Annotated in this window: 21 protein-coding genes and 4 pseudogenes; 9 read left to right on the forward strand and 16 right to left on the reverse strand. The window is 69.6% G+C overall.

Going from position 1 to position 25,512, the window contains the following annotated elements; genetic code table 11:
• Positions 1-126 precede the first annotated feature (126 nt).
• On the forward strand, positions 127-951 hold the full coding sequence (gene otsB, locus R6Y94_RS21140) for a trehalose-phosphatase (RefSeq protein ID WP_318397610.1): 825 nt from the start codon (positions 127-129) through the stop codon (positions 949-951).
• Positions 952-1,003: 52 nt separating this feature from the next.
• Here otsB and R6Y94_RS21145 read toward each other — a convergent pair whose 3' ends face one another.
• The 4 genes from R6Y94_RS21145 to R6Y94_RS21160 all read right to left on the reverse strand — a co-directional run bounded on the left by R6Y94_RS21145 (position 1,004) and on the right by R6Y94_RS21160 (position 5,783).
• Positions 1,004-1,774, reverse strand: coding sequence for an isoprenyl transferase (locus R6Y94_RS21145; protein ID WP_318397611.1), 771 nt, complete (start codon positions 1,772-1,774; stop codon positions 1,004-1,006).
• 17 nt (positions 1,775-1,791) lie between these two features.
• Positions 1,792-2,940: a geranylgeranyl reductase family protein gene (locus R6Y94_RS21150; protein ID WP_318397612.1), complete on the reverse strand. Its 1,149-nt coding sequence runs from the start codon at positions 2,938-2,940 to the stop codon at positions 1,792-1,794.
• 11 nt (positions 2,941-2,951) lie between these two features.
• Positions 2,952-3,836 carry a hypothetical protein gene (locus tag R6Y94_RS21155; protein WP_318397613.1) on the reverse strand — a complete coding sequence of 295 codons (885 nt, stop codon included), beginning with the start codon at positions 3,834-3,836 and terminating at the stop codon, positions 2,952-2,954.
• Between the two features lie 75 nt (positions 3,837-3,911).
• Positions 3,912-5,783, reverse strand: coding sequence for a phosphoenolpyruvate carboxykinase (GTP) (locus R6Y94_RS21160; protein WP_318397614.1), 1,872 nt, complete (start codon positions 5,781-5,783; stop codon positions 3,912-3,914).
• Between the two features lie 401 nt (positions 5,784-6,184).
• Between R6Y94_RS21160 and R6Y94_RS21165 the strand changes: the two genes are divergently transcribed.
• From R6Y94_RS21165 to R6Y94_RS21175, 3 genes are all read left to right on the forward strand, one after another.
• On the forward strand, positions 6,185-6,733 hold the full coding sequence (locus tag R6Y94_RS21165; protein WP_318397615.1) for a GtrA family protein: 549 nt from the start codon (positions 6,185-6,187) through the stop codon (positions 6,731-6,733).
• 61 nt (positions 6,734-6,794) lie between these two features.
• Positions 6,795-7,568 carry a GtrA family protein gene (locus R6Y94_RS21170; RefSeq protein ID WP_318397616.1) on the forward strand — a complete coding sequence of 258 codons (774 nt, stop codon included), beginning with the start codon at positions 6,795-6,797 and terminating at the stop codon, positions 7,566-7,568.
• A gap of 8 nt (positions 7,569-7,576) precedes the next feature.
• Positions 7,577-8,077: a MaoC/PaaZ C-terminal domain-containing protein gene (locus tag R6Y94_RS21175; protein WP_318397617.1), complete on the forward strand. Its 501-nt coding sequence runs from the start codon at positions 7,577-7,579 to the stop codon at positions 8,075-8,077.
• A gap of 107 nt (positions 8,078-8,184) precedes the next feature.
• Here R6Y94_RS21175 and R6Y94_RS21180 read toward each other — a convergent pair whose 3' ends face one another.
• The 3 genes and pseudogenes from R6Y94_RS21180 to R6Y94_RS21190 all read right to left on the reverse strand — a co-directional run.
• Positions 8,185-8,757: a PH domain-containing protein gene (locus R6Y94_RS21180; RefSeq protein WP_318397618.1), complete on the reverse strand. Its 573-nt coding sequence runs from the start codon at positions 8,755-8,757 to the stop codon at positions 8,185-8,187.
• Positions 8,758-8,990: 233 nt separating this feature from the next.
• Positions 8,991-9,437 (reverse strand): annotated as a pseudogene (locus R6Y94_RS21185) (biotin--[acetyl-CoA-carboxylase] ligase); the annotation flags it as partial.
• 165 nt (positions 9,438-9,602) lie between these two features.
• Positions 9,603-10,016 (reverse strand): annotated as a pseudogene (locus R6Y94_RS21190) (biotin--[acetyl-CoA-carboxylase] ligase); the annotation flags it as partial.
• Between the two features lie 144 nt (positions 10,017-10,160).
• On the opposite strand from R6Y94_RS21190, the gene R6Y94_RS21195 reads away from it, so the two are divergent.
• The gene (locus tag R6Y94_RS21195) at positions 10,161-11,753 is read left to right on the forward strand and encodes an acyl-CoA carboxylase subunit beta (RefSeq protein ID WP_318397619.1); all 1,593 of its coding nucleotides are present in this window, start codon (positions 10,161-10,163) and stop codon (positions 11,751-11,753) included.
• Positions 11,754-11,789: 36 nt separating this feature from the next.
• Here R6Y94_RS21195 and R6Y94_RS21200 read toward each other — a convergent pair whose 3' ends face one another.
• The 7 genes from R6Y94_RS21200 to R6Y94_RS21230 form a co-directional block, all read right to left on the reverse strand.
• Positions 11,790-12,740 carry a hypothetical protein gene (locus R6Y94_RS21200; RefSeq protein ID WP_318397620.1) on the reverse strand — a complete coding sequence of 317 codons (951 nt, stop codon included), beginning with the start codon at positions 12,738-12,740 and terminating at the stop codon, positions 11,790-11,792.
• Positions 12,733-13,233: a SigE family RNA polymerase sigma factor gene (locus tag R6Y94_RS21205; protein ID WP_318397621.1), complete on the reverse strand. Its 501-nt coding sequence runs from the start codon at positions 13,231-13,233 to the stop codon at positions 12,733-12,735. Before R6Y94_RS21205 ends, R6Y94_RS21200 begins: the two co-directional genes overlap by 8 nt.
• 153 nt (positions 13,234-13,386) lie before the next feature.
• Complete coding sequence (locus tag R6Y94_RS21210) at positions 13,387-14,493, reverse strand: ketopantoate reductase family protein (protein WP_318397622.1); 1,107 nt, start codon at positions 14,491-14,493, stop codon at positions 13,387-13,389.
• 75 nt (positions 14,494-14,568) lie between these two features.
• A complete protein-coding gene (locus tag R6Y94_RS21215) occupies positions 14,569-15,309 on the reverse strand; it encodes a M50 family metallopeptidase (protein WP_318397623.1) in 741 nt (246 codons plus the stop codon).
• Positions 15,310-15,351: 42 nt separating this feature from the next.
• On the reverse strand, positions 15,352-15,573 hold the full coding sequence (locus tag R6Y94_RS21220; protein WP_318397624.1) for a winged helix-turn-helix domain-containing protein: 222 nt from the start codon (positions 15,571-15,573) through the stop codon (positions 15,352-15,354).
• Positions 15,574-16,094: 521 nt separating this feature from the next.
• The gene (locus tag R6Y94_RS21225; protein ID WP_318397625.1) at positions 16,095-16,334 is read right to left on the reverse strand and encodes a hypothetical protein; all 240 of its coding nucleotides are present in this window, start codon (positions 16,332-16,334) and stop codon (positions 16,095-16,097) included.
• A gap of 104 nt (positions 16,335-16,438) precedes the next feature.
• Positions 16,439-16,579, reverse strand: a complete 141-nt coding sequence (locus R6Y94_RS21230) for a hypothetical protein (protein ID WP_318397626.1) — start codon at positions 16,577-16,579, stop codon at positions 16,439-16,441.
• 1,086 nt (positions 16,580-17,665) lie between these two features.
• On the opposite strand from R6Y94_RS21230, the pseudogene R6Y94_RS21235 reads away from it, so the two are divergent.
• A pseudogene (locus tag R6Y94_RS21235) lies at positions 17,666-18,067 on the forward strand (IS1634 family transposase); the annotation flags it as partial.
• Between the two features lie 236 nt (positions 18,068-18,303).
• Here the strand turns inward: R6Y94_RS21235 and R6Y94_RS21240 are convergent.
• Together R6Y94_RS21240 and R6Y94_RS21245 are read right to left on the reverse strand one after the other, a co-directional pair.
• Positions 18,304-19,351, reverse strand: a pseudogene (locus R6Y94_RS21240) (IS1634 family transposase); the annotation flags it as partial.
• Between the two features lie 666 nt (positions 19,352-20,017).
• Positions 20,018-22,093, reverse strand: coding sequence for a serine/threonine-protein kinase (locus R6Y94_RS21245; RefSeq protein ID WP_318397627.1), 2,076 nt, complete (start codon positions 22,091-22,093; stop codon positions 20,018-20,020).
• Between the two features lie 91 nt (positions 22,094-22,184).
• On the opposite strand from R6Y94_RS21245, the gene R6Y94_RS21250 reads away from it, so the two are divergent.
• From R6Y94_RS21250 to R6Y94_RS21260, 3 genes are all read left to right on the forward strand, one after another.
• Positions 22,185-22,412, forward strand: a complete 228-nt coding sequence (locus R6Y94_RS21250) for an acyl-CoA carboxylase subunit epsilon (RefSeq protein WP_318397628.1) — start codon at positions 22,185-22,187, stop codon at positions 22,410-22,412.
• A 90-nt stretch (positions 22,413-22,502) separates the two neighbouring features.
• Positions 22,503-22,976: a hypothetical protein gene (locus R6Y94_RS21255; RefSeq protein ID WP_318397629.1), complete on the forward strand. Its 474-nt coding sequence runs from the start codon at positions 22,503-22,505 to the stop codon at positions 22,974-22,976.
• Positions 22,977-24,419: 1,443 nt separating this feature from the next.
• Entirely contained in the window at positions 24,420-25,484 is a 1,065-nt protein-coding gene (locus R6Y94_RS21260) for a S8 family serine peptidase (protein WP_318397756.1), read from the forward strand.
• Positions 25,485-25,512 lie beyond the last annotated feature (28 nt).

Consider the following 25,512-nt stretch of genomic DNA (forward strand, 5'->3'; position numbering starts at 1 on the left):
CCCGGCAGGCACCCACCCGTACCACCGGCGGGTCGCCACCGCGACGATCGAGGTTGCCGCCTCGACGAGTGAGACGTTTTCGCTTCGACATCTGCGGTGGCAACCCGCCGGGGTACGCTGACGCCCGTGCGGCCGATCAACGCGGGGGGCGAGCCCCCGACCCGTCCACTGACTGCCGAGCAGGCATGGCGGGCGACCGCCGACCGGGCCGGGCGCTGTGTCCTGTTCTTCGACTTCGACGGCACACTCGCCCCGGTCCGGGACGATCCGACGACCGTCGAGCCGGCTCCCAAGGCGCTGGCCGCGATCACCGCGCTCACCGAGGTGGTGCAGCGGGTGGCCATCGTCTCGGCCCGACCGGTGGAGTTCCTCCGCGACCGGTTCGCCGGCGCGCCCGGCGTGGACCTCTACGGCCTCTACGGGCTGGAGCACCTGCACGCCTCGGGCGAAACCATCACCGAGGAAGCCGCGCTGCCGTTCGTACCCACCATGGCCGAACTCGCCGACCACGCCCGGGCGGAGCTGCCCGCGGGCACGCTGGTGGAATACAAACGGCTCTCCGTCGCCCTGCACTACCGCACCGCCCCGCACCTGGCCGAGCAGGTCGAACGGTGGGGTCGGGACCAGGCCGACCGACTGGGCCTGCGGGTGCAGGTCGGCCGGATGGTGCTGGAGCTCAAACCGCCCGTCGACCGGGACAAGGGGATGGTGATCGACGAGGCGGTCCGGGACGCCGGCTGCGCCTGGTATTTCGGTGACGACGTCTCGGACATCAAGGCGTTCGCCGCCCTGCGCGCCCGCGAGGCGGTCGATCCGGACTTCTTCGGCGTCTGCGTCGCGGTGGCCAACCCGGAGACCGGCGACGAGGTCTCCACCGCCGCCGACCTGAACATCGAGTCCCCGGAGGCCCTCGGCGACTTCCTCACCGAGGCCCTGCACCGGCTGACCTGACCGGAGCCGCCCAGGGCGGCCGGCACGCCACGCCGGTCACCGGGCGGGCTGGCTAGGCGCCGTACCGGCGTTGGCGGTTGGCGTACGACCGCAGGGCGCGCAGGAAGTCGACCCGCCGGAAATCCGGCCAGTTCAGCTCGCAGAAGTAGAACTCGGAGTGCGCCGACTGCCAGAGCAGGAACCCGGAGAGCCGCTGCTCGCCACTGGTCCGGATGACCAGGTCGGGATCGGGCTGCCCCCGGGTGTAGAGGTGCTCCGCGATGTGATCCACGTCGAGCACCTCGGCGAGTTCCTCGATGGTGCCACCGGACGCCGCGTGCTCGTAGAGCAGGGACCGGACCGCGTCGGCGATCTCCCGCCGGCCGCCGTAGCCGACCGCGATGTTGACCTGTGCCCCGCCGACCCGGTCCTGGGTGCGTTCCTGCGCCGACTTGAGCGTGATCGCGGTCTGCGCCGGCAGCAGGTCGAGCGCGCCGACCATCCGCAGTCGCCAGGGATTGCCCTCCTCGGCCAGCTCGACCACCAGGTCCTCGATGATCTGCACCAGCGGGTCCAGCTCGCTGGCCGGCCGGCGCAGGTTGTCGGTGGCCAGCAGGTAGAGCGTGACGTGCCCGATTCCGGCCTGGTCGCACCAGCCCAGCACGTCTTTGATCTTGGCTGCGCCGACCCGGTGCCCGTCGTTGGGGTCGACATACCCCATCTCCCTGGCCCAGCGCCGATTGCCGTCGCACATCACCCCGACGTGCTTCGGCACGGGTTTGCCGGCGAGCTTTGCCGTCAGACGTCGCTCATACACCGAGTAGATCAGGTCGCGCAGACTCATCCCTTGCAGCGTACCGATCAGAGCCGGCTACGGAAGTGCCGGCCGGCCGAGCCGGCCACCGCGCCGGCGACTCTGGTCAATGTCCGGGCGTCCAGCCGGCCGTCGCCGAGGCCCAGCTCGACCAGGGTCCGGAAGACCCGGGCGTCCCGGTCGGCGGCCCGGACCACCCCGTCCACCACCGGCGCCCGGCGGGCCAGCCAGGCCACCGCCGAGCTGTCCCGCAGGTGAGCGCCGAGGCGGGCCCGCAGCGCGGCCGCGTACCGGTCGGCTGCGGCGTGCGGGGCCGTGGCGGCGGCCGCCCCGGCCAGCGCCCCGGAGAGGACCGCGTAGAAGATCCCCTCGCCGGTGAACGGGTTGACCAGCGACAGCGCGTCCCCGGCCAGCACGATCCGGCCCCGGCCCGGCGCCGGCCGGCGGGTGGAGAGCGGCAGGTGGTGCGCCCGCAGCTCGGTGACGGCCGCCGGGTCGAACTCGGGAAGCAGCGCGGCCAACCGCTCCAGCAGTTCGGTCCGGCGCAGCGGGCGGCCGGCCAGCACCTCGCCGTACCCGACGTTCGCCCGCCCGTCACCGATCGGGAACGACCACGCGTAGCCGGGCCAGTGCGCCGCCGAGGTGACGATCCGCTGCTCGGCCGGGCCGGCGGCGTCCGGTGCGTACCCCCGGATGGCCAGCGCCAGGTGGCCGTCGGGATTGGCGCCGTGCCCCAGCGCCCGCCGGACCACCGAGCCGGCACCGTCGGCACCGACCACGGCACGGGCGGCCACCGTACGGTCGAGCACCACCAGGCCGTCGGAGCGCTCGATCCGCCGCACCGCGTGCCGGCGCAGCTCCGCGCCGGCCGCGAGCGCCGCCGCCACCAGCCGGGCGTCGAAGACCCGGCGCGGCACCGTGTACGCCGGCCGCGGCAGCCGCCGCGCCACGTTCCCGCCACCGGGCGCCACCAGCCGCAGCGCCGGCACCGGCCGGTAACCGGACACCGGGTCCGGAACCCCCAGTTCGGCGAGTACGTCGAGCGCGTGTGCGGCGATCCCGTCCCCGCATGCCTTGTCCCGGGGAAAGTCGGCCCGGTCCAGCAGCAGCACCCGCGCTCCCGCCCGGCGGGCCGCCAGCGCGGCGCTGGCCCCGGCCGGACCGGCACCCACCACCGCGACGTCGACGGTCTCCACGGCCGGTCACCTCAGCCGGGTCGGGCGGCGGCGACCCGGGCCGGGGGTGCCGACCGGGCGGCCCGGGCGGCCCGGCGCAGCGCGTAGAGGGTCAGCCCGGCGGCCACCACCAGCGGTACACCGTCCCGGACCAGGCCGTCGACCCCGAGCAGCAGCCAGCAGAACGCCAGGTCGGCCACGACCACCAGCACGCTGATCAGCACCAGCAGCCCGCCGGCCCAGGTCTTGCCCCGGAGCAGGAAGAAGGTGCTGAACAGCACCGCATAGCTGACCCCGATGCCGATGCCGAACCACAGCACCACGGTAGGCACCGCGAGCAGCCGGCCGTCGAGAATCGTGCCGATTGCCACCAGGCAGGGCACCAGGGTCAACGGCCCGTACGTGAAGGCGGCGACCCGGGCGGTGAGCAGCCAGCCGGCGACCGGCGGCCGACGCGGGGCGACCTCCCGCCAGGAGATGCCCCGCCGGTCGACGACCAGCCGGCTCGGGTGCCGGACCAGGTATTCCTGCAGCGGCGGCGACCGGTAGAGCAGCCAGACGACGGCGGCGCAGAGTACGGCCAGCACGGCGAAGCCGAGCACTCCGGGCAGCGCCGGTACGCCGGCCCGGGGCACGATCAGCCGACCGACCGCGAAGACCGTGGTCACCGCGAGGATCAGCCCGAGCGGGCGGGCACCGGCCCGGCCCCGCCGGACGTGCCGGATCAGGATCAGGAACCCGAGGGTGCGCAGCAGCGCCCAGCCGCTGCGTACCGCCAGCCCGAAGCCGCGGTCGGCGGCGTACCACCAGTTGAGCGCGTCGACCGCGATGGTGGCCGCCGCGGTCGCGGCAAGCAGCCAGGTCAGCCCGCGGACGGCGGACGGCCGCCGGACCTCGGTCGCGGCGGCCGTCGTCATGCCGTCGATGATGCCCGACCCGGACCACCCACACCCGCCCGGGCGTGTCCCGGGCCGGCCGCCCGGGCCGTGTCCCTAGCGGGCCGAGCGCTGCTGGTCGGTGCCGACCCGGACCGCCTCGTCGTCGAGCCGGGCCCGCAGCGCGTCCAGTTCGGCCCAGAGCACGCCCGGCAGCTTGTCACCGAACTTCTCGAACCACTCGGTGACCATCGGCAGTTCGTCGCGCCACTCCTCGACGTCGACCCGGGTGGCGATGCGGAGGTCCTCCGGGCTCATGTCGAGCCCGTCGACGTCGAGCGCGCCCGGTGCCGGTACGAAGCCGATCGGCGTCTCGACCGCCTCGGCCCGGCCCTCCAGGCGCTCGACGATCCACTTGAGCACCCGGGAGTTCTCGCCGAAACCGGGCCAGATGAAGTCGCCGTCGGCGTTCTTCCGGAACCAGTTGACGTAGTAGATCTTCGGCAGCTTCGACTCGTCGCCGTCGGTGCCCTTGCCCATCTCGATCCAGTGCCGGAAGTAGTCCCCGCCGTGGTAGCCGATGAACGGCAGCATCGCCATCGGGTCCCGCCGGACCACACCGACCTCGCCGGAGGCGGCGGCGGTGGTCTCCGAGGAGAGCGTCGCTCCCATGTAGACGCCGTGCACCCAGTCCCGGGCCTCGGTGATCAGCGGAATGGTGTCCTTGCGCCGCCCACCGAACAGGATCGCGTCGATCGGTACGCCGTTCGGGTCGTTGAACTCGTCGGCCACGATCGGGCACTGGAGCAGCGGGGTGCAGAACCGGCTGTTGGCGTGCGAGGAGAGTTCGCCGTTGTCCGGCGTCCAGTCCCGACCCTTCCAGTCGATGAGGTGGGCCGGCGGCTCGCTCATCCCCTCCCACCAGATGTCGCCGTCGTCGGTCAGTCCGACGTTGGTGAAGATGGAGTTCCCCAGGTCGATGGTGCGCATCGCGTTGGCGTTGGTCTTCCAGCCGGTGCCGGGTGCGACGCCGAAGAGCCCGTACTCGGGGTTGACCGCATAGAGCCGGCCGTCGGGGCCGAACTTCATCCAGGCGATGTCGTCGCCGATGGTTTCGACCTTCCAGCCTGGAATGGTCGGTTCCAGCATGGCGAGGTTGGTCTTGCCGCATGCGGACGGAAAGGCGCCGGCGATGTAGTGCACCGACCCCTCCGGCGAGGTCAGCTTCATGATGAGCATGTGCTCGGCGAGCCAGCCCTCGTCCCGGGCCATCACGCTGGCGATCCGCAGCGAGTAGCACTTCTTGCCGAGCAGCGAGTTGCCGCCGTAGCCGGAGCCGAAGGACCAGATCTCCCGGGTCTCCGGGAAGTGCGAGATGTACTTGGTGTCGTTGCACGGCCACGCGACGTCCGGCTGGCCCGGCTCCAGCGGCGCGCCGATCGAGTGCAGCGCGTGCACGAAGTCGGCGTTCTCCCCCATTCCGGCCAGTACCTTCGTGCCCATCCGGGTCATGATGCGCATGGACGCGACGACGTACGGGCTGTCGGTGATCTCGACGCCGAACATCGGCTGTTCCGCCTCGAGCGGGCCCATGCAGAACGGAATGACGTACATGGTCCGACCGCGCATCGAACCCCGGTAGAGGTCGGTCATGATGCGCTTCATCTCGGCCGGGGCCATCCAGTTGTTGGTGGGTCCGGCATCGGCCTCGTCGACCGAGCAGATGAAGGTGCGGTCCTCGGCCCGGGCCACATCGGAGGGATCGGTACGCCCCCAGAACGAGTTCGGCTTGCGGGCCGGATCGAGGCGCACGAGCGTGCCGGCGTCGACCAGTTCGTCGGTGAGGCGCTGCCATTCCTCGTCCGAGCCGTCCACCCAGACGACCTGGTCCGGGCTGGTGAGTTCGGCTACCTCTTTGACCCAGGCGAGTAGTTTCGGATGGCTTGTCGGAGCTTGATCGAGACCCCGGATAGTAGCCGGAGCGGCCATGACAGTTCTCCTTTGGTCGACGCTGACCGATTGCCGCGCGTGCGGTGCCGACGGGGCGGCGACCGCGTCGCCTTGTGAAAGCCTGGGATTTCCGTCAGCGTAAACCGAGCCGGCGTTCGGGGCAGCGAGACTGGTTGTGAAGAACTGCACAAGATGCGGGCGGGCTGCCGTAAGGCGATTCTTTCCTCGCTCCCACGCGCAGTTTCACGCAAATCCTTCAGGGCAACAGCATTGCGTCACGGTGTCCTCACAGCAGTCATTGACGCCAGGTGACCCGGATGTCACACCCGACACTCCTTCCGCGAAACGGTCCGGCCGCCGCCAGGTGGCCGCCGCGGTCCGGTCCCGCGAGTCGCCCGTTGCGGGGCGTGCGGACGACCGGCAACCGGTACGCTCAAGCCGTGTCTTCGACCGCCACCGGCGAACAGCCCTCACCGCCGGGCGCCCGCCGCGGTTTGATTCGGACCCTTCTGGACCGGTTCGGTCATCTCATTCACGAGCTGGGCAAGTTCGGCACGGTCGGTGCGGTGGCCTTCGCGGTCGACTTCGTGCTGTTCAACTACGCCAACGCGAGCCTCGGCTGGGAGACCCTCACCGCGAAGACGTTCTCCACGGTCATCGCCGCCACCGTCGCCTTCGTCGGCAACCGGTTCTGGACCTGGCGACACCGGGAACGCTCCGGCATGGCCCGGGAGTACTCGCTCTACTTCTTCTTCAACGCCGTCGGCCTGGGCATCGGTCTCGCCTGCCTGGCCATCAGCCACTACGGGCTGGGCAGCATCTGGCCGGGCGTGTTCAAGTCGCTGATCGCCGACAACATCGCGGCCAACTTCATCGGCGCCGCGCTGGGCACCTTCTTCCGGTTCTGGTCGTACCGCCGGTTCGTCTTCGTCGGCCCGGCGGCCTCCGACGCACCAGAAGTGATCACACAGAGTCACAAGAGGCAGTGACCGGCGACCCACCTCGCCCCGTCGGCGCATCCGGCGCCCACATCTGCCCTAAGGTGGTCGAATGCGTTTCGCCCGTCTGTTGCCCGAGCGCTGGCAGAGGTTCCTGCGTGAGGTGCTGAAATTCGGTGCCGTGGGAGGCGTGAACGCCGCCATCAACTACGCGGTGTTCAACGCGCTGGCGCTCACCGTGTTCGCCGACGGGCAACTCAAGGCGAACGTCGTCGCCACGGTCGTCGCCACCATCTCGTCCTATCTGATGAATCGGCACTGGACCTACCGGGACCGGCCAAAATCGGCGATGCGCCGCGAATACGCCCTCTTCTTCCTGTTCAACGGCGCCGGCCTGGTCATCGAACTCGGCGTACTGGCGCTGGCCAAGTACGGGTTCGGCATCAGCGGCCTGCTGGCGCTCAACCTCGCCAAGACGGTCGGCGTCGGGCTGGCCACGGTCTTCCGGTTCTGGTCCTACCGCACCTTCGTCTTCCGGAAGTCCCCGAGCACCGTCTTGCGGAAGTCCCCGAGCACGCCGTCCGTCCCGACCGCGCCCGGTGTGGTGGGCAAGACGACCGGATTGCACCCGGCGGGCGAGCCGGACGGCGAATTCCTGGCCGAGCTCGACCCGGTCGCCGAACTCGCCGGGGCGGTCAGCGAGCTGACCGAGCCCGAGACCGCCGGCGCCGCACCCGCCACGACCGGGACACGAGCCGACACCGGGTCGCCGGTCGGCTCCGCCCAGCCGCTCGAGGTTCAGTTCGCCGAGACCATCGACGCCGCGCTGGAGACCGAACTCGCCGCCGAGCTGAACGCCGCTCCCCGGCGTTCGTCAGCCCGCTGAGCCGCACGGTGAGCCGATCCGGTACCGGCGCGCCCGCCGAGCTGTTTTTCGAGGATCTGACGCCCGGTCGCTCCTTCGACCTCGGGGTCACCGTCGTCGACGGGCGGGAGATGGTCGACTTCGCCCGGCGCTTCGACCCGCAGTGGTACCACCTCGACGAGGAACTGGCCCGACGCAGCCATCACGGCGGGCTGATCGCCAGCGGCTTCTTCACGGTCAGCCTCTTCATGCGGGCGTACGTCGACCACGTGCTGGCCCGGGCGGCCGGGGACGCCTCACCCGGGCTGGAGGAGCTGCGCTGGCTGGCCCCGGTACGCGCCGGTGACCGGCTGGCGACCCGGCTGACCGTACTCGGCAGCAAGCCGTCGGTGGCGCGACCCGGCTTCGGCACCGTCACCCTGACCGCCAGCATGGACCGGCTGGACGCCCAGGGCCAGCCGGAACGCGAGGTACTGCGTACCCGCTTCCGGGGGTGGTTCCTGATGCGTGAACCGGTACCTCCGGGCTGATCTGCGCCGAAGGGCCCCTGACCGGCCGCGAGCGGCGGGCTCCAGGGACCCTTCGGCGTGTTGCTTCGGCTCTTCGCGCAGCCGGTGTCCGGCTGCCGGCACAGCCGCTACTTCGACTCTTCGCGCAGCGGCTTGCCCTCGGTCATGTCCGCCATTATTTCGCGCATCTCGCCGTCACCGAGCGAGTGCTTGTCATGGTTTGCCTCCACGATCTCGTAGAGCATGGTCTGCACCTTCTCCACGCCCGGGATGTCCGCCAGCACCGACTGGCCCCGCTCGCCGGCCGACTCGATGGTCAGCGTGCCGCAACCGAGCAGCCGCTCGAGAAACTTCTGGTTCATCGAGTGGTCGTTGATCCGGCCCAGCGGGATGTCCCGGCGATCCCGGGAGAAGACACCCTTCTGCAGCAGCACCCGCTCGTTGGTGAACAGGTAGTGCGTGGTCCGCCAGACCAGGTACGGCCAGATGCTCAACCAGACGACCAGTACCAGCGCGACCGCCGCGACCACGTAGCCCCCAACGGTGCCCGCACCGCTCGACGGCAGCAGAACGAGGCCGGCGACCACCGCGGCGACGGCCAGGACCAGCACCACGACCGGTCGGATCAACGCCTTCCAGTGCGGGTGCAGGTGCGCTACGACATGCTCGTCCTGGGTGAGCACGTCCTCAGGGAAAGCCACCCCATCCTCCTCGTCCATAACCGAATGTCCGCGGTGACCGTAGCGGTTCCACGCTACGACCGTGGTATCCGGTATCGACTCTTTACCGACAGTCGGGCGGATCACCGTCCGCTCCACGCCGACGCGGTGGCGGATCTCCGCACCGTTGCCGGGCCGATGACGCCGGCACGGCCGCGGCCGTGCGGGTCGGCGCCGACCGCACCCGGTGCCGGCAAAGGCAGCAGAGACGCTGGTCAGCGCAGGTGCAGGACGTCACCGGCGGCGACCCGGCGTTCGCCGCCGGCGGTGGTGAGCACCAGTTGCCCGTCCGGGTCGACCGTGCTGGCGGTACCGACCAACTCGTCGCCGGCCGGCAGCAGCACCCGTACCTCTCGGCCGAGGGTCGCGCAGTTACGCAGGTACGCCTCGTGCAGGCCGCAGGCGAGGGCATCGCCACCGGCGGTACGCCAGCGGCCGTACCAGCGGTCGATGCCGCGCAGCAGCGCCCGCAGCAACGGGTCGCGGTCGGTGGCCACCGCACCGGCCAACTGAAGCGAGGTGGCGGGCAGCCCGGTCGGGTTGACCGGCAGCTCGGCCGCGCGCAGCGTCACATTCACGCCCAGGCCGAGCACCACCGCAGAGTCCGCTCCACCGGTTCCGGAGACACCCTCGGCGAGGATCCCGCCAGCTTTCGCCTCGCCACCCGCCCGGCCGGCAGCCTCGCCGCCCGTCCACCCGTCCGGCTCGCCGCCCGTCCACCCGTCCGGCTCGCCATCCGTCCGACCGGCAGCCTCGCCACCCGTCCGGCCGGTGGGCGGGTCCTCGGAGGGGTGGCCGTTGCCGGAGTCGGGCCAGACCAGCAGGTCGTTCGGCCACTTCAGCGCGGAGTCCAGCTCGGCCAGCAGGTCCACCGCCTCCACCAGCGCGACCCCGGCCAGCAGCGGAAGCCAGCCGTACCGGGGTGGCGGCACCGCCGGCCAGTCCCGGTCGGGCACCTCCACCCCCGGGCGGAGCAACACGCTGACCGCGAGCCCGGCCCGGGCCGGCGACTCCCAGGTACGTCCGCGTCGCCCCCGCCCCGCGGTCTGCCGCTCGGCGACCACCACCAGCCCCTCCGGCTCGCCGGCCCGGGCAGCCTCGGCCGCGTCGGCGTTCGTCGACCCCGTCTCGCCGTGCAGCACCAGCCGGGTCCAGAGGCTCTCCGGCGTGATCAGGGCCCGCCGGAGCCGCCGCGCGTCGAGCGGCGGACGGTCCAGGTCGGTGTACGGCGATCCGGGCATCAGCCCAGCGTACGGGTCCGACGCCCGGGGCGGGTCCGTCCGGTCGCGGCCGGGGTATTACCGCCGGTCGCCGGTGGGGTGGTGCGGCACACGCCCCGCCACCGGGCGGTGGCCTGGGCACGGATCGTCGTTACGATCGCGGGCGTGACTGGGCAGCCGAGCACCGCCGACATCGACCCCCACAGCACCGCCGGTCGCCTGGCGGACCTGGACCGACGGGTGGACGAGGCGGTGCACGCCGGGTCGGCCCGGGCGGTGGAGAAACAGCACGCCCGGGGCAAGAAGACCGCCCGGGAGCGGATCGAGCTGCTCCTCGACCCGGGCTCCTTCGTCGAGCTGGACGGGCTGGCCCGGCACCGGTCGACCAACTTCGGGCTGGACCGCACCCGCCCGTACGGGGACGGCGTGGTGACCGGGTACGGCACCGTCGACGGTCGGCAGGTCTGTGTCTTCGCCCAGGACTTCACGGTCTTCGGCGGCTCCCTCGGCGAGGTCTTCGGGGAGAAGATCGTCAAGGTGATGGACCTGGCGATGAAGATCGGCTGCCCGGTGGTCGGCATCAACGACTCCGGCGGCGCCCGGATCCAGGAGGGGGTGGTCAGCCTCGGCCTGTACGGCGAGATCTTCTTCCGCAACGTCCGGGCCTCCGGCGTCATCCCGCAGATCTCACTGGTGATGGGGCCGTGCGCGGGCGGTGCCGTCTACTCCCCGGCGGTCACCGACTTCACCGTGATGGTTGACCAGACCTCGCACATGTTCATCACCGGGCCGGACGTGATCAAGACGGTGACCGGCGAGGACGTCGCGATGGAGGAACTGGGCGGGGCGCGTACCCACAACACCAAGAGCGGCAACGCGCACTACCTGGCCACCGACGAGGACGACGCGATCGACTACGTCAAGGCGCTGCTGTCGTACCTGCCGAGCAACAACCTCGACGAGTCGCCGGTCTTCGACGCGCCGGCCGAGCTGGAGGTCACCGACACCGACCGGGAGCTGGACACCCTGATCCCGGACTCGGCGAACCAGCCGTACGACATCCACCAGGTGATCGAGCACGTTCTCGACGACGGGGAGTTCCTGGAGGTCCAGCCCCTCTACGCGCAGAACATCGTGGTCGGCTTCGGTCGGGTCGAGGGGCGGCCGGTCGGGGTGGTGGCGAACCAGCCGATGCACTTCGCCGGCTGCCTGGACATCGCCGCCTCCGAGAAGGCCGCCCGGTTCGTCCGGACCTGCGACGCGTTCAACATCCCGGTACTGACCTTTGTGGACGTACCCGGGTTCCTGCCCGGCACCGGCCAGGAGTGGGACGGCATCATCCGGCGCGGCGCCAAGCTGATCTACGCGTACGCCGAGGCCACCGTGCCGAAGGTCACCGTGATCACCCGCAAGGCGTACGGCGGGGCGTACGACGTGATGGGCTCCAAGCATCTCGGCGCGGACCTGAACTTCGCCTGGCCGACCGCGCAGATCGCGGTGATGGGCGCGCAGGGCGCGGTGAACATCCTCTACCGGGGTGAGCTGGCCGCCGCCGACGATCCGGCCGCCGTCCGGGCCGAGAAGATCCGGGAGTACGAGGACACCCTCGCCAACCCCTACGTCGCGGCCGAACGCGGCTACGTCGACTCGGTGATCCGGCCGGCGGAGACCCGGAGCCAGATCGTCCGGGCGCTCCGGATCCTCCGCAGCAAGCGGGAGTCGCTGCCCGCCAAGAAGCACGGCAACATCCCGCTCTGACCGGCGCTGCCCTCCGGGGCCGGCCCGGGGGCCGCCTCAGCAGGGCGGGTTCGCGACGTCGCAGAGCCGGGCGGCGGCGGCCAGGGTCAGCGCCCGGGCCCGTTGCGGGTCCGGCACCTCGTCGACCCGGTCCACCGCCGCGACCAGGTCGCCGACCCGGGCGACTCCGACCAGCCGCCCGGCCGGCCCGTCCACCACCGCCGCGCCGTCCCGCCGCCGGATCGTGGTCTGCCACTCCAGCAGCACCGACTCGTCCCCGGCGAAGCCCTCGGCAAGGACCCGCCAGCGGTGCTCCGCGTCCACCGGAAGCCGACGGCCGTCGATCTCGATCACGCCGGAACTGACGTACCGGGCACAGAGGTCGGGCACGGCACGGGCGTCCGCGAAGACCCGCCGGGCCGCGTCGGGAGCGAGCCGGAACACCTTCTCGTGTACGACCGCCTGCCCGGTGAGCGGGTCGCCGGGTACCGTCGGCGGCTTCTGCACGGTGTGCCGCCGAAACATCCGGGCCAGCCCGTCGTAGCGGTCGTACGCCCCGTACCCGGGGCAGTCGATCACCACGGTCGGATCGATCAGGTCCACCGCCGCGTCCGCCCAGACGTTGACCCGGTCCACGACCAGTCCCGGCCCGACGTCCCCGGGTTGCAGCAGCGCCGACGGCGGGATCGCGACCGGGTCCGGCGCGGGTGTCGGCGCCGAGGCTGGTGGAGCGACCGGCCGCGGGTGGCCGCCGTACCGCTCGACGAGGCCGACCGACCCGGCCGTCACCGCGACGACCACCGCGACCGTGCCGGCCACCGTCCGGATCCGGTTGCGCCGCCGGGCCCGGGCCCGGATCTCCTCGGGTGCGGGCCAGGACACCGTGGCAACCTCCAGGGCGACCCGGCCGACGAGGCTCGGCTGCCACCCGGGCGACCGACCCGACGGCGGGTCGGAGGCGTGCCCCGGCTCCGGGCCCGGTGCCCGGGAGGGAAACGGCTCAGACATCGGCCACCTCTTCCAGATCGACGACCGCCAGCAGGCCGGCCAGCGCGGCCCGGCCCCGGGCCAGCCGAGCCTTCACCGTGCCGACGGGTGCGCCGGTCTCCCGGGCCACCTCGGCCACCGGCAGGCCGAGCAGGTAGTACAGGGCAATCGCGGTACGTTGCTCCTCCGGCAGCCGGCGGAGTGCGGCGACCACCTCCACGGTCTCGGTACCCGGGCCGGGGGTGTCGGCCAGCACCCCGTGCCGCAGGTACGCCCGGGCCCGGCTGCGCAGGCTGCGCCAGCGACTGATCGCCACCCGTGCGGCCACCACCCGTACCCACGCCTCCGGGTCGGCGTAGTCGCGTATCCGTGACCAGCGCTGCCAGGCCCGGATGTACGCCTCCTGTACCGCGTCCTGGGCCTCGGCCAGGTCACCGGTCAACAGGTAGACGTACCCGAGGAGCCGTTGCCGGCTCCCCCGGTAGAACTCGTCGAAGTCGTCGACGTCGGGCACCTACGACCTCCCCCTGGCGGACATAGCCAATACGCCTGGGCCCGGGGGTCCGGTTGCCTGGCTGGAGCGAAAGATTGCCGGTGCACGTCCGTCCTCAGCGCGGCAGGTCGGTCAGCTCTGCGGCGGATCGGTCCGCGCCACGAGACGGGTCGGTCAGCTCCGCGGCGGGTAGGTCAGTTCCGCGACGGGGAAGGTGCCGGCCGGAATGCGCTCCCGGACCGCCCGGCGCATCGCCCGCTGCACCGTCGCGTTGGCCGGGGTCGGCACCCCGTGCAGCCGGCCGAGCAGCACGATCTCGCCGTTGAGGTAGTCCGTCTCGGCCGAGCCGGCGTCCCGGGCGAGACTCTGCCAGGTCGAGCCGCCCTGCCGGCGCTGCCCGGCCACCGGCACCACCTCCACCCGGTCGCCGCGCTCGGCCGCTTCCTCGGCCGACGAGGTGTACGGGATACCGGCCGCCGTGAGTACGGCCTCGCCCTCGGCCCGCACCGCCGCGAGCAGCTCGGCCGCCTGGGCCGCCCGACGATCGTCCGCCCCACCGTCGGCGCTGCCGTCAGCCCTGCTGCCGTCGGCGCTGCTGCCGTCGGCGCTGCTGCCGGCGGCGCTGCTGCCGGCGGGGCCGAGGAGTGCCTGGACGGCGTTGCCCAGGTTGCGCAGCAGTTTGCCGTACTTCCAGCGCATGATGTCGTCGCGGACCGGGGCGAGGATCCGGGCCGCCGTCAGGTCCGCGCTGACCCGCCGGGCGAGGTCGTCGGAGCCGGCCGGGAAGGTGCCGAGGTGCAGCATTCCCGAGTACGGGTGCCCGCTGGCGACGACCCGGCCCGGCTCCAGGTGCGTCGCCGGCAGCCAGACGCAGACCGGATGGACCCGGTCGAAGATCCGCGCCGCGATGCGTTCGTTGGCCACCCCGTTCTGCGCGGTCAGCAGCGGCAGTCGCTCCGCCGCCGTGCCGCCGCCCTGGACGGGCAGGTCGGCCCAGCTCCGCAGGGCTGCCTCGGTGTCCTGCGACTTGACGGTCAGCACCAGCACCGTGTCGGGGGTCAGCGTCGCATCGGTGATCCCGGAGTCGGGGGCAGCCGGGTCGCCGACGGCGGGGACCCGGGCGACGTACTCGCCGTCGGGGGTGCTCAGGGTCAGCCCGTGTGCCCGGATCGCGACCAGGTGGGCGCCCCGGGCCGCCAGGGTGACGTCCCGACCCGCCTCGTTCAGCCGTACCCCGATGGTGCCACCGACCGCACCGGCTCCGATGATCACGTATCGCATGGGTTCCCTTGCTTCCCTCGCTGTCCGCCTGGTGCCCCCCGTTGTCCCCCCGGTGCCCCCGTTGTCCGGCGGTGGTCAGCCGGGCAGGCTGGCGGAGTTCAGTATCGGACCGGTGAGCAGGGCCGCGCCGGCCAGCAGGGCGAGCAGGTTGACCGCGCCGAAGATCCCGACCCAGACCAGCCCGGGTACCCGGGTGAGCCAGGCGAGCTGGTCCGCGTCCGACTGCGGCAACTGGCCCCGCCGACGCAGGGTCTGGAGTTCGCCCACCGGCCGTACGCCGCCGAGCAGCAGGAACCACACCCCGGTGTACGCGAACGCGGCCTGCACCTCCGGCGACGCCATCCAGGACACCCCGAGTACGACCCCGGTGGTGACCACGATCGAGATGATGCCGAAGACGTTGCGGATCATCACCAGCATGGCGAGCAGCAGCGCCACGGCGACCCAGAGCAGCAGGGTGATCCGGTTGCCGCCGAGTACCCAGGCAGCGGCCAGACCGATCAGCGACGGCGCCAGATAGCCGGCCAGCAGGGTGAACACCATCCCGGGCCCGGTCGGCCGGCCGGCTGACAGGGTCAGTCCGGAGGTGTCCGAGTGCAGCCGGATCCCCTGCAACCGACGCCCGGTGAGTACGGCGGCCAGCGCGTGCCCGCCCTCGTGCGCGATGGTGATGGCGTTGCGCCCGACCCGCCAGGGCACCCGGGTGACCACCACGGTGAGGGCGACCAGTCCGGTGATCAGGACCAGCAGCGGGGGTGGGTCCGGTTGCGCCCCGAGCAGCTTGTCCCAGAGATCTGTCACGCCATCCACTGACATCCGAGCGAGCCTAGCTCACGTCTCCGGTGCCCAGCGGGCTGCCTACTCCTCGTGCTCCACAACGAAGACGCCCAGCCCTGGATGACCCTCCACCAGCCCCTTCGCCTTGAGCCAGTTGACTGCACCACGCACGACGGTGATGGAGACACCGTATTGGGCGCGTAGCTCGGCCGCACTCGGGATCTGGTCGCCAGGATTCAGCTCGCCTGACGCGATCTTGCGAGTGATGTCATCAATGATCTTCTGAGTCTTCGACGTTGCCACCGATACTCCCTGGTCCGCAGGAGTATTCGATCACGCAACCTTGTGCATGCACAAGCCTAAGGATGCATAAGGGTGCATCAAGGGTTGCCTAGGGCATCTAGATGCCCTATGTTCGGATGGCCGATTCCTCCCTGGTCCGCAGCCCGGCGGGGTCGGTCCCCCGCGCGGCGGCTCGTCTCCCGTTGGCAGCCGGCGAGCCGCCGCGCCTCCCGCAACCCGCCGGAGGTCCGCAATGGAACGCGACCGCTCGATGGCGATCATCGAACGACATCGCCCGGCACCACTGTGGCGACTACTCGGCATGTGGCGGTGTGTCGCCTGCCGGCGCCGCTGGCCCTGCCCCCGTTATCGCGACGCCCGCAGCAGCCTGCTCGCCCACAATCGCCACGACGTCGCGGACGTGGCGCGGCGATTGAACAGCCGCTGGTCCCGCCCCTGAGACGAGTCGGCGGCATCGGGACCGGTCATCACCTGTGCAGGTCGATAACTGATCCGGTTACCGCCATCGTCGAAGCCCGATCTCAACGAAACTGACCGGCAGAGCCGGCCCGCGTCCGCCCCGTCGCCGCTACGGCCACCCCAGCCGGTAGCGCCGCAGTCCGGTTCGGCATGTCGCGTCGCAGCAACAACATGCCGCGTCGCAGCAACAACCAGCCACCCGTCGTAGCGACGGCCACGGTCACGACGCTGGCGAGCGCGATCACCGCGAGCATTCCGACGCTCGCCACCAGCAGGGCGAGATCGCCGATCGCGACCAGCATCCACAAGGCGATGCTCGGCTTCGTCGCATGATGTCGAACGCGCAACAGTCATACCTCCTTCCGTCGAGATCACCACTACCCCGACGGAAATGAGGTCATGCCTGTCAACTCGTCGCGGGTCGGAATCCATCCGCGATGATCTTGAAAGTGGCGAGTTCCCGGTTCCAGTCGGCCGCCTCGGTGTCCCAACGGACCGCGTACGCCTTCTTGCCGCTGGTGACGAAGCCCCGGTTGCGGAGGTACATACGGACGCCGAACTCCGTCAACGCTGAGCGTGTTTCAATCAACAGTCGCAGGCGAAACTTCCCGTCGAGGATCACGTGGGACCAGCCGTCGGCAACAACCGACGCAACGCGGGGTGCAGGCGGCCAATTAGGCAGCGAGCATGGTGATGCCCGCCGCAGGCGCGGTGGCCGGCGGCGAGCAGCCAGCCACGGTGCCGAACATGTTCCCTGGAACGTCGACTATGCCGGGCTTGTGGCATGACTTGATCAGGTGGCACCCTTCATGTAGGACACCACCTGATCAAGGCGCCGAAAGCGTCAAATCCCTGCCTCGATCAGGATCAACATATTAGCCATGAGAATCCGAAACCGGGAGGCGATCAGCAGTGGTAGGGGGCGCCGCCGTTCTCTAGATACGCATCCGACATCCAGCCTGCGGGAGCGGGATCACTCCAGATATGCACATAAGACCAAGTCGTATAGGTAATACCATTCCTTACTACAGCGTCTCCTGTATCATAGCAATGTGCGTTCATAATCAGCCCAGAATTCACGCGGTAATTCAAACCACAAGACGTATGCGGTCCAGTTCGGACCGCGACCTGGTCACTGGTAACACTGAGCAGCGCGGACGACGGAAAGGAGGTGGAATGGCTACATGACGCAGAAGCCGGCGAGCCCGCTCCGCCGACTATCACGCCAGTTGCGACAAGCGCAAGCATGGCCGACGACGCAAGAGAGAGGCCTTTTTGCAGCTTAGGGCTTACGTGCATCAGATCCACCTTCCGTTGGATGTGCATCACGTGCAGCAATCATTCCACATCCATGGATGCACCGACAACCCCAGATCCATCAAAGGTTCTGTAGCGCAGCTTCCTTGTGACGAGGTCCAAGCAAGACGCCAGGTCGATCGCATAGCCGGAGGGCATTCAAAACAGGTTGACGGCTACGGATGTAACCCGACTTGGCTCACGGTCTGCGATCCGGGGGTCTACGGGGCTGTGACCTGGGGTGTTATGTCGGGAGGCCCGCACTAAACGGCGCGGGTTTTATCGTGTGGGTGTGGCGTACGTGCGGACGGTGAAGACGGCGTCCGGGGCGCGGGCGGTGCAGATTGTGCACTCCCAGCGGCGGGGTTCGCGGGACATCGAGCACATCGGGTCGGCGCACACGGACGCGGACCTGGAGCTGTTGAAGGCGGTGGCGCGGCAGCGGATGGCCGCGGGGCAGGGTGAGTTGGATCTGCGTCTGCCGGGCAGCCCGGCCAACGGGGGTGGTCCGTTGCCGATCACATCCACGACGGCCGGGCACCTGTTGGATGCGTTGGGCCGTGGGTACGACGCCCTGGGGTTCGCCGCGGCGGCCGAGCAGGACGAGGTGTTCAAGGCGTTGGTCCTGGCCAGGATCATCGAGCCGACCAGCAAACTCGACTCGGTGCGGGTGTTAGACGAGGCCGGCGCGTGGGCGCCGTCGTACGCGACGATCAAGCGGCGGCTGCGGCTGTATGCCACGGGAGGCAAGGCGTCCGCGGCCGGCGAGAAGACCGAGGGCACCATGTGCGGGCGGCCCAACAGCGTGTTCTCCCACCGAGCCACCACGCCTCGCCCACCCGATCCACCAGGTCGGCGGTTTGTTCTGAGCTGAGCCGCTGTGTCCAATCGGGACGCTCTCGCGGCCGGCGATCAACCCAGCGTCACTCACCGTTACATCCGTAGCCGTCAACCTGTTTTCCCGACTTGGCTCATTTAGTGCGTGCCGTGGATGACGTCGAGGGCGGCTTGGAGTTCGGTGGGTAGGGGGTCGGCTGCGGTGATCGTGTGGTCGCCGGCTTGGATCGTGATGGTCCGGTAGCGGCGGGCGGTGGTGACGAACCGTTTGATGGTCCAGCCGGTGGTGTTCTCGATCCAGCGGGACACGGCCAGGGCGGCGAACACGATGGTCAGGTGCGCTTCGATCGACTCGCGGGTGTGGTGGAAGATCGGCCGGGCGGCCAGGTCCGTCTTGGACATCCGGAAGGACTTCTCCACCTGGAGTAGCTGGCTGTAGGCGCCGATCACCTGCTGCGGGTCCGGGTTCGGGAGGTTGGTGACGTAGCCCTTGATGCCGGCCAGGGCCCGGTTCTTGGCCTCCAGGGTCCGGTTCACGCTCTTGGTCGCGCCGGTCAGGCGTACGTACCGGTTCCGCTTGACCGCTGTTTTGCCGGCGACGGCGTTCTCGGCCTTGGCGACCTGGGTGTCGATACCCCGGAGGGTGCGTCGGGCGCGGTCGGCCCGGTACTGGTAGAAGTATGGTGTGGTCGCGGCGTCTGTCGCCGGGGCCGGCGGGCCAGGGCTGGACGAACACGTGCCCGTCGGGGATCTCGGCGTCGGGATGGGCGTCGCGCCATTCCGTGACGACGTAGGGCACGTCAGGGACGCGGGCGCCGAGGATGAACGACAGCCCAGCGGCTTCGATGGCGCGTTTGTTCGCCTCGGACACCATGCCGGCGTCGGCGATGACGGTGACATCCGACAGGTGGTGTGCGTCGAGGAAGGCCCGTAGGACCGGCAGCATGGTGGTGGTTTCGGCCCGGTTGCCCTCGAACGCGTGCACCATCAGCGGGAACCCCGCCCCGTCGGTGAGCAGACCGACGGTGATCTGCGGTTCGAGCCGCCTTTCCTTGCTGAAGCCGGGCTCGCGGAACCCGTCGCCTTCGTCGGCCTCGAAGTACAACGTCGTGACGTCGTAGAGCAGGAGCGTCGCCGGCCCGAGGCGCACATGCTCGGCGCAGGCGCGTGCCAGCCGTGCCCGCCACGGGCTACCGGCCGAATCAGCGCCGTCCTCGACCGGCACGCCGCTGCCCGCCGCGTCGGGCCGCCGCATGACGACACCGTGCACGTCGGGGATGCGGGCACCGAGGATAAAAACAGCCCCGCCTGCTTAATCGCGCATTTGTTCGCCTCCGACACCATCCCGGCTCGGCCACGACCATGACCTCGCACAGGCCGTACGCATCCAAGAACGCCCGCAGGACCGGCGCTGGTGGTGGTCGGCCCAGTTGCCCTCGAACGTGTGAACCATCAGCGGGAAACCCCGCTCCATCGGTCACAACAGACGGACGGGGACATGCGCCGCCAAGCGGCGTTCCTTCGAGAAACCCGGGCTCACGGAACCCGTCACCTTCGTCAGTCTTCAAGTACAACGTCGTGACGTCGTGGAGCAGCAACGTCGCCGACCCCAGACGCACATGCTCGGCGCAGGCATGGCGCCACCGTGCCTCGCCGCCGACCGAATCAACCTCGGGCTCAGCAAACCGTGAGCCATGTCGGGTGACAGTAGCCGACTGTCGCACTGACAGAAGAACCGCGACGCCCGCTGCCGCAAGATCCCCCGCTCGAATCGGACACGTCCTGGCGAGGTCGCAAACCTGGAAGATCCTGCCGGATCACCGCCGCGCCGTTCGAGATCGACTCGTCAGAGTCAATCCCGGGCGGGTCGGAAGCCATCGACGATGAGCTGGAAGTTGGGGAGGTTCTCGTCCCACTCGTCTGCTGCGGTATCCCACCGGATCGCATACGCCTTGTCAGGAGCCGTCACGAAGCCGCGGTTACGGACATGGACCCGGACTCCATCCACAGTCTCCAACCAGTCCCAGTCGGCACATTTGTCCCAGTAGTCCACCGCGCGGATCTGCCTGACCCGCTGGTAGTTGACCGTATTGTTCCGCCGATAGTCTTCCTTGCTCTTCCAATCGGCTACCGGATCAGGCTCAGGCCGGTTGGTCTGGTCGATGAGTAGCTGTCCGGGACCATTCGGATCACGGAACCACACCCGGACCGCATCCGCCGCCGGCCCAGTCTTCTCCCGAGTCATCTCCCACCCCTCTAGGACGGGCACGGAGAAATTCGTCGGGTCCCTGTGCATGCGCCAGCCAAGTGGTAGCTGCGGCTGGCTGGGTTGACCGGTCGGGGTCGCCGAAGGTTGAGCCGATGGCGTCGTTGCAGCCGGCGTCGGCGTTGATGTTGCGTTGGTAGCGGCGGTCGGCGCACCGGCTGGAGCCGAGCCCGTGGTGCCGACGTTATCCTCCTCCCCCGAACCCCCGTTGGCCAGTGGCACTATCACGGCCAAGGCGAGCAGAAGCAGAACGACGAGTCCGCCGAGAAGCCACATCCGTCGGTTGCCGGCCGGTACGGCGACCAACAGACCGCGACCGTTCCCGCCGCCCTCGTCGTATTCGATATCGCGGCCGGTGGGGACGGATGTCTGGCTTAGCGGTTGTGCCGCCGGGGCTACCAGCTCGGTCGGCGCGGTGTCGGGCTTCGGCTGCACTGCCGTGGGCGCCGGATCCGACTTCACCTCGCCTTCGTCTGCCGACCCAGCGGATACGACGACCGCAGGCTCGGACGGCGACCAAGGGCTGTCGGGCGTTTTGGGTGTCGAGCCGGTCTCCGGTGCCGGAGAGTCCGCTGTACGCGCCGCCACTGTCTCCACCTCGTCGACCGGTGCGGCGGGCAACTTCGTTGTCTCGGCGGCCGGCGGCTCGGGCAGTCTCGTCGTGTCGGCAGCTGATGGGACGGCCGTTGGCGGAGCCGTAGCGGGGGCGGCCTGCGGCCGTTCCTGCGCCGGTCGCGGCGCCGGCAACGGCACGATCCGGGTACGCGGCTCGCCCGGCTCGCGCGGGCCGTTCGGCCCCGGTCGACGTACCCCGTCAAGCAGTGACATCCCCGGGCTGCGGCGCCGGCCGGACGCGCGACGCAGCAGCCGCTCCGCGACCTCGGCGTTGATCCTGTTCGCCGGGTCCTTGCGCAACAGGCCGGCGAGCACGGTCTTGAGCGGACCGGCGCGGCGCGACACCGGCGGTGGCTCGGTGGCCAACGCCGCCAGCGTGGCGATCGCCGACGGCCGGGCGAACGGCGACTGCCCCTCGACGGCGGCGTAGAGCGTCGCGCCCAGCGACCAGAGATCACCCTCCGGCCCGGCCGTGCCGTCCCGGGCCCGCTCCGGCGCGATGTACGCGGGCGACCCCAGCACCAGCCCGGTACGCGTCACGTTCGGGTCCCCGGGCACCGTGGCCAGCCCGAAGTCGGTCAGCACCACCCGACCGTCGTCGCCGAGCAGCACGTTGCCGGGCTTCACGTCCCGGTGCATCACCCCGGCCCGGTGCGCGGACTTCAGCGCGCCGAGCACGCCCAGCCCGATCTCGGCGGCCCGTGCCGGTGACACCGGCCCGTCGCTGGCCAACGCGTCCTGCAACGACCGCGACGGGATGTACTCCATCACGATCCACGGGTCACCATCAGTACGCAGGACGTCGAAGACCCGGACCACGTTCGCGTGGTTCAGCCGGGCGATCGCCCGTGCCTCGCGAAGCGAGCGTTCGCGCATCTCCCGCCGCTCGTCCTCGGTCAGCCCCGGCGGCGGCACCAATTCCTTGATCGCGACGTCCCGGTGCAGGACTTCGTCACGCGCCTTCCAGACACGACCCATCCCGCCCTGGCCAAGCGGCTCGATAAGCCGGTACCGGTCAGCGATGAGTTGTGGAGGCGCACTAGACACGCGTGGACGGTACCCAACGGCAACAAGTGTCACACCCTCGGCACGCCTATCTGAGACGACCACCAATTGACAAGGACGTACCCTCAATGCCATGGCTGACGAAGAACCGCTGCTCCGGGTGGTCCGAGGTACGCCCACCCCGGAGGAGCTGGCGGCGCTGGTCGGGGCGGTCCTGCTCCGGTCCCGACCGGCCACATCGGCCCCTGCGGTTGCCGCGTCGACCTGGGCACGACGCGGTCGCCCCGGTACGGCGTCGCCGCCCGGCGGGCCGGCCCACACCGGCCGTGACGCCTGGCGGCTCTCCGGCCTTCCGTACTGACCTCCCCGGGCCACCCGAACAGGGCTGCCCACACCGGCACATACCCACTAACCTTGGCATGGGGCAGTACGTAGCACCTGGGGAGAAGACGTGATACCTGAGGAAGACCGTGGCCCTGCGTGGCTGCGCGACTACGGCGGTTCTATAGAAGCTGACATCCAGCGGATGGAAGAGTTCGCCCAGCAACTCCTGGCCGAGGTCCAGAAGAACTACGTCCCACACATGGAAGAAGTCCAGTCGGACATGCTGCCCAACCTGCCCGCGCCGAACGCAGGCTTCGCGGAGCTGGTGTCCTTCTTCGAAGCGCATCGGAACGTCCAGCAGGACACGTCCACACGGGTCTGGGACGTCGGCGACGGCACCGGCGGCCTCGCCACCGCGGCCGAGAAGGTCAGCAAGAACTACGGCAACGCCGATGCGTTCTCGCAGGCCCGGGTCCGCGACGTCGAACAGGCGCTTGATGAGACTGGTGCAGCGGCACCGCCGCCACCCGGGTCGCAGAACGCGACAGCGCCGCAGGGTGACGCGGGGAACACGGGGAACACGGGGAGTCCAGATGCTTGATGGTGGGGGGACCGGCCAGATCTCCGGTACAACCAACTGGGTGTCACATGATGTCCGGCAGATGTGGAGTCTGTTGGCCAACCAGCAGACGGACACGCACTGGCAGCATGTCAGCGGTTGGCGGAAGACTTCGGAGCTCAGCCTGCTCCACCTGTCGCGGTTGAAGCAGTACCGCGAGAACCTGATCGAAGCTTGGCCGCCGGAGAAGAGCGAGGCGGCGAAGGCGTACGTCGCACGGCTCGACTACCTCGTCGAAACGGTGCAGGGCGTCTACGACACGGCCGCCGCGAACCAGCAGGCCCTCAGCGGCGTGACTCAGGCGATCTGGGAGTCGCGTAGGAACCTTGAGGAGATCCACAAGGAGTACCTCGCGAAGGAGCAGGCCAAGCAGCAGTACGACGCGGCGGTTACGGCGAACAACGGCCGGCCGCCTGCTGGGCAGCAGCCGACGACCCAATCCGACCTGGAAGACCTGAACTGGCGCGCTCGCCACATCATGTACGGGCTGAGCAGCGAACTCGCCACCGCCCAGGTGCAGCTTCGCAAGCCTCCGGTGTACAAGAATCCCAAGGGCTCGAGTGACGAACCTGAAAACGGAGGTGGCTCGGGTGGTAGTAGCGCGATGGGCGGCTCGAGCCCGCCGGTGCTTCCGCCCGTTGTGCCGATGCCAGCGGGCGGGGGTGCGAGCTACAGTCCCTCTCCGACTCCGGCCATCCACACTGTCGTTCCGACACCACCTGCGCCTGGTGCAGGTCCGATCCTCGGTGGTACTGGGCCGATAGCTCCCCCGGCGGTGCCACCAACGCCGCCGAGCGTCGTTCCACCGCCGCCGCCCACCGTTGGTCCCGGTTTGCCACCGCACCCGATTCCCCCTGGCTTGCCGCCAGGAGCCAGACCGCCAGGATTGCCTCCTGGGGCTAAGCCGCCGGGGCTGCCTCCTGGCTATCCGACGTCAGCGGTACCACTTGGGAACCAGCTAAACAAGCCAGGACTTGGCCCCAACGTTGGAATGGGTCCGCGAGTAATGCCTCCGGGCGGGATGATCGGTGGAACACCAGGCACAGGCCTCTCACAGCCCGCTTCGGGAGTTGGAGGAACTCGGCGGATCAACCCGGTCGGTGGTGTCATCGGCGGTAACGGCGCAGGCACGACGCCAGTCGGTGCCAGCCAGCGAATCAGTAGTATGAGCTCTGGCGCACGAACTGGTGGTCAGAGTAGCGGTAGCAACGAAGAAAACAGTCGCCACTGGGACCCGGATAATCCATGGGAGACAGATGAGGGAGTAGCGCCGGTCATGTTGCCCAGTCGCAATGAGGGCAGGATCGACCCTGGCCCGGCGATCGGTCACAAGCGGTGATCTTCCGCACAACCCGCACGGCCGTGGCACTGCTTTGTGCCACGGCCGTCGCATTTTTGCCAGCGACGGCGGCCAGGGCCGACCAGATGCGTAGCAATCAATGGCATCTGAAGTACCTGAAGATTGCCGAAGCACACAAAGTTAGCCAGGGCCAAGGGGTCACTGTCGCCATCATAGACACCGGCGTCGATCCCCATCCCGACCTTAAGAATAACCTACTGTCGGGCACTGTTACTGCCGGTAGGGGGTCGGGAGACGGACGCCGGGATAGCGACCCCGGCGGGCATGGGACCGGGATGGCCGGCTTAGTTGCCGCCCATGGCCGCGGGAGCAATGGGGCTTTAGGGATCGCACCCAAGGCCAAGATAATTCCAATACAAGATGGGACAGGGGCTGGCGGGGCTGGCGAAATGGACGATACCGCCGAAGCCATTGAATGGGCGGTATCGAAGCGAGTAGACGTAATCAGCATATCCTCAGGAGGGGGATCTTCATCTCGCCTGAACGCCGCGCTACGAGCAGCGTCCGAGGCAGATATTGTCATCGTTGCAGCAGCCGGCAACAGGCCCGGAGATTTTCTAATCCAATTTCCCGCCGCAGCAGAGGGAGTCGTTGCGGTTGGCGCGACTGACCAGAGAGGAGGGCACGCCGACATCTCTGTTACAGGCAGTAGGCTCGCCATCAGCGCACCTGGGGTCGGAATTGTCAGCACCTCGGTTAACGGGCGCTATCGAACCGGCACTGGAACCTCGCCATCGACTGCGATCGTGGCTGGGGCGGCTGCGCTCGTACGGAGCAAGTTTCCGGATCTGTCGGCGGAGGAAGTCGTCCATCGGCTGACCGCAACCGCAGATGACAAGGGGGCGCCGGGTCGGGACGTGGAGTACGGGTACGGCGTACTCAACCTGGTCAAGGCGCTGACGGCGGACGTACCTCCCCTGGAGGGAAGCGCCGATCCGAGCGCTAGTGCCGCGGCCAGCCCCAGTCAGACCCAGCCCACCGGCAACGCGGCTCCCGAGCCGGAGAACAGATCGAACGTCGGCTCGACGATCCTGATCGGTGTCCTGGTGGCTCTCGTCGTACTGGGCCTGTTGGTGACCCTGCTGGTGGTGCTCCTGATGCGACGGCGACAGCAGCCGCGCCGCTTCTGAATTGAGCCGCCCGAACACCCGGCCCGAT

This window comes from Plantactinospora sp. KLBMP9567 (genome assembly GCF_033446045.1).
Taxonomy (GTDB): Bacteria; Actinomycetota; Actinomycetes; order Mycobacteriales; family Micromonosporaceae; genus Plantactinospora.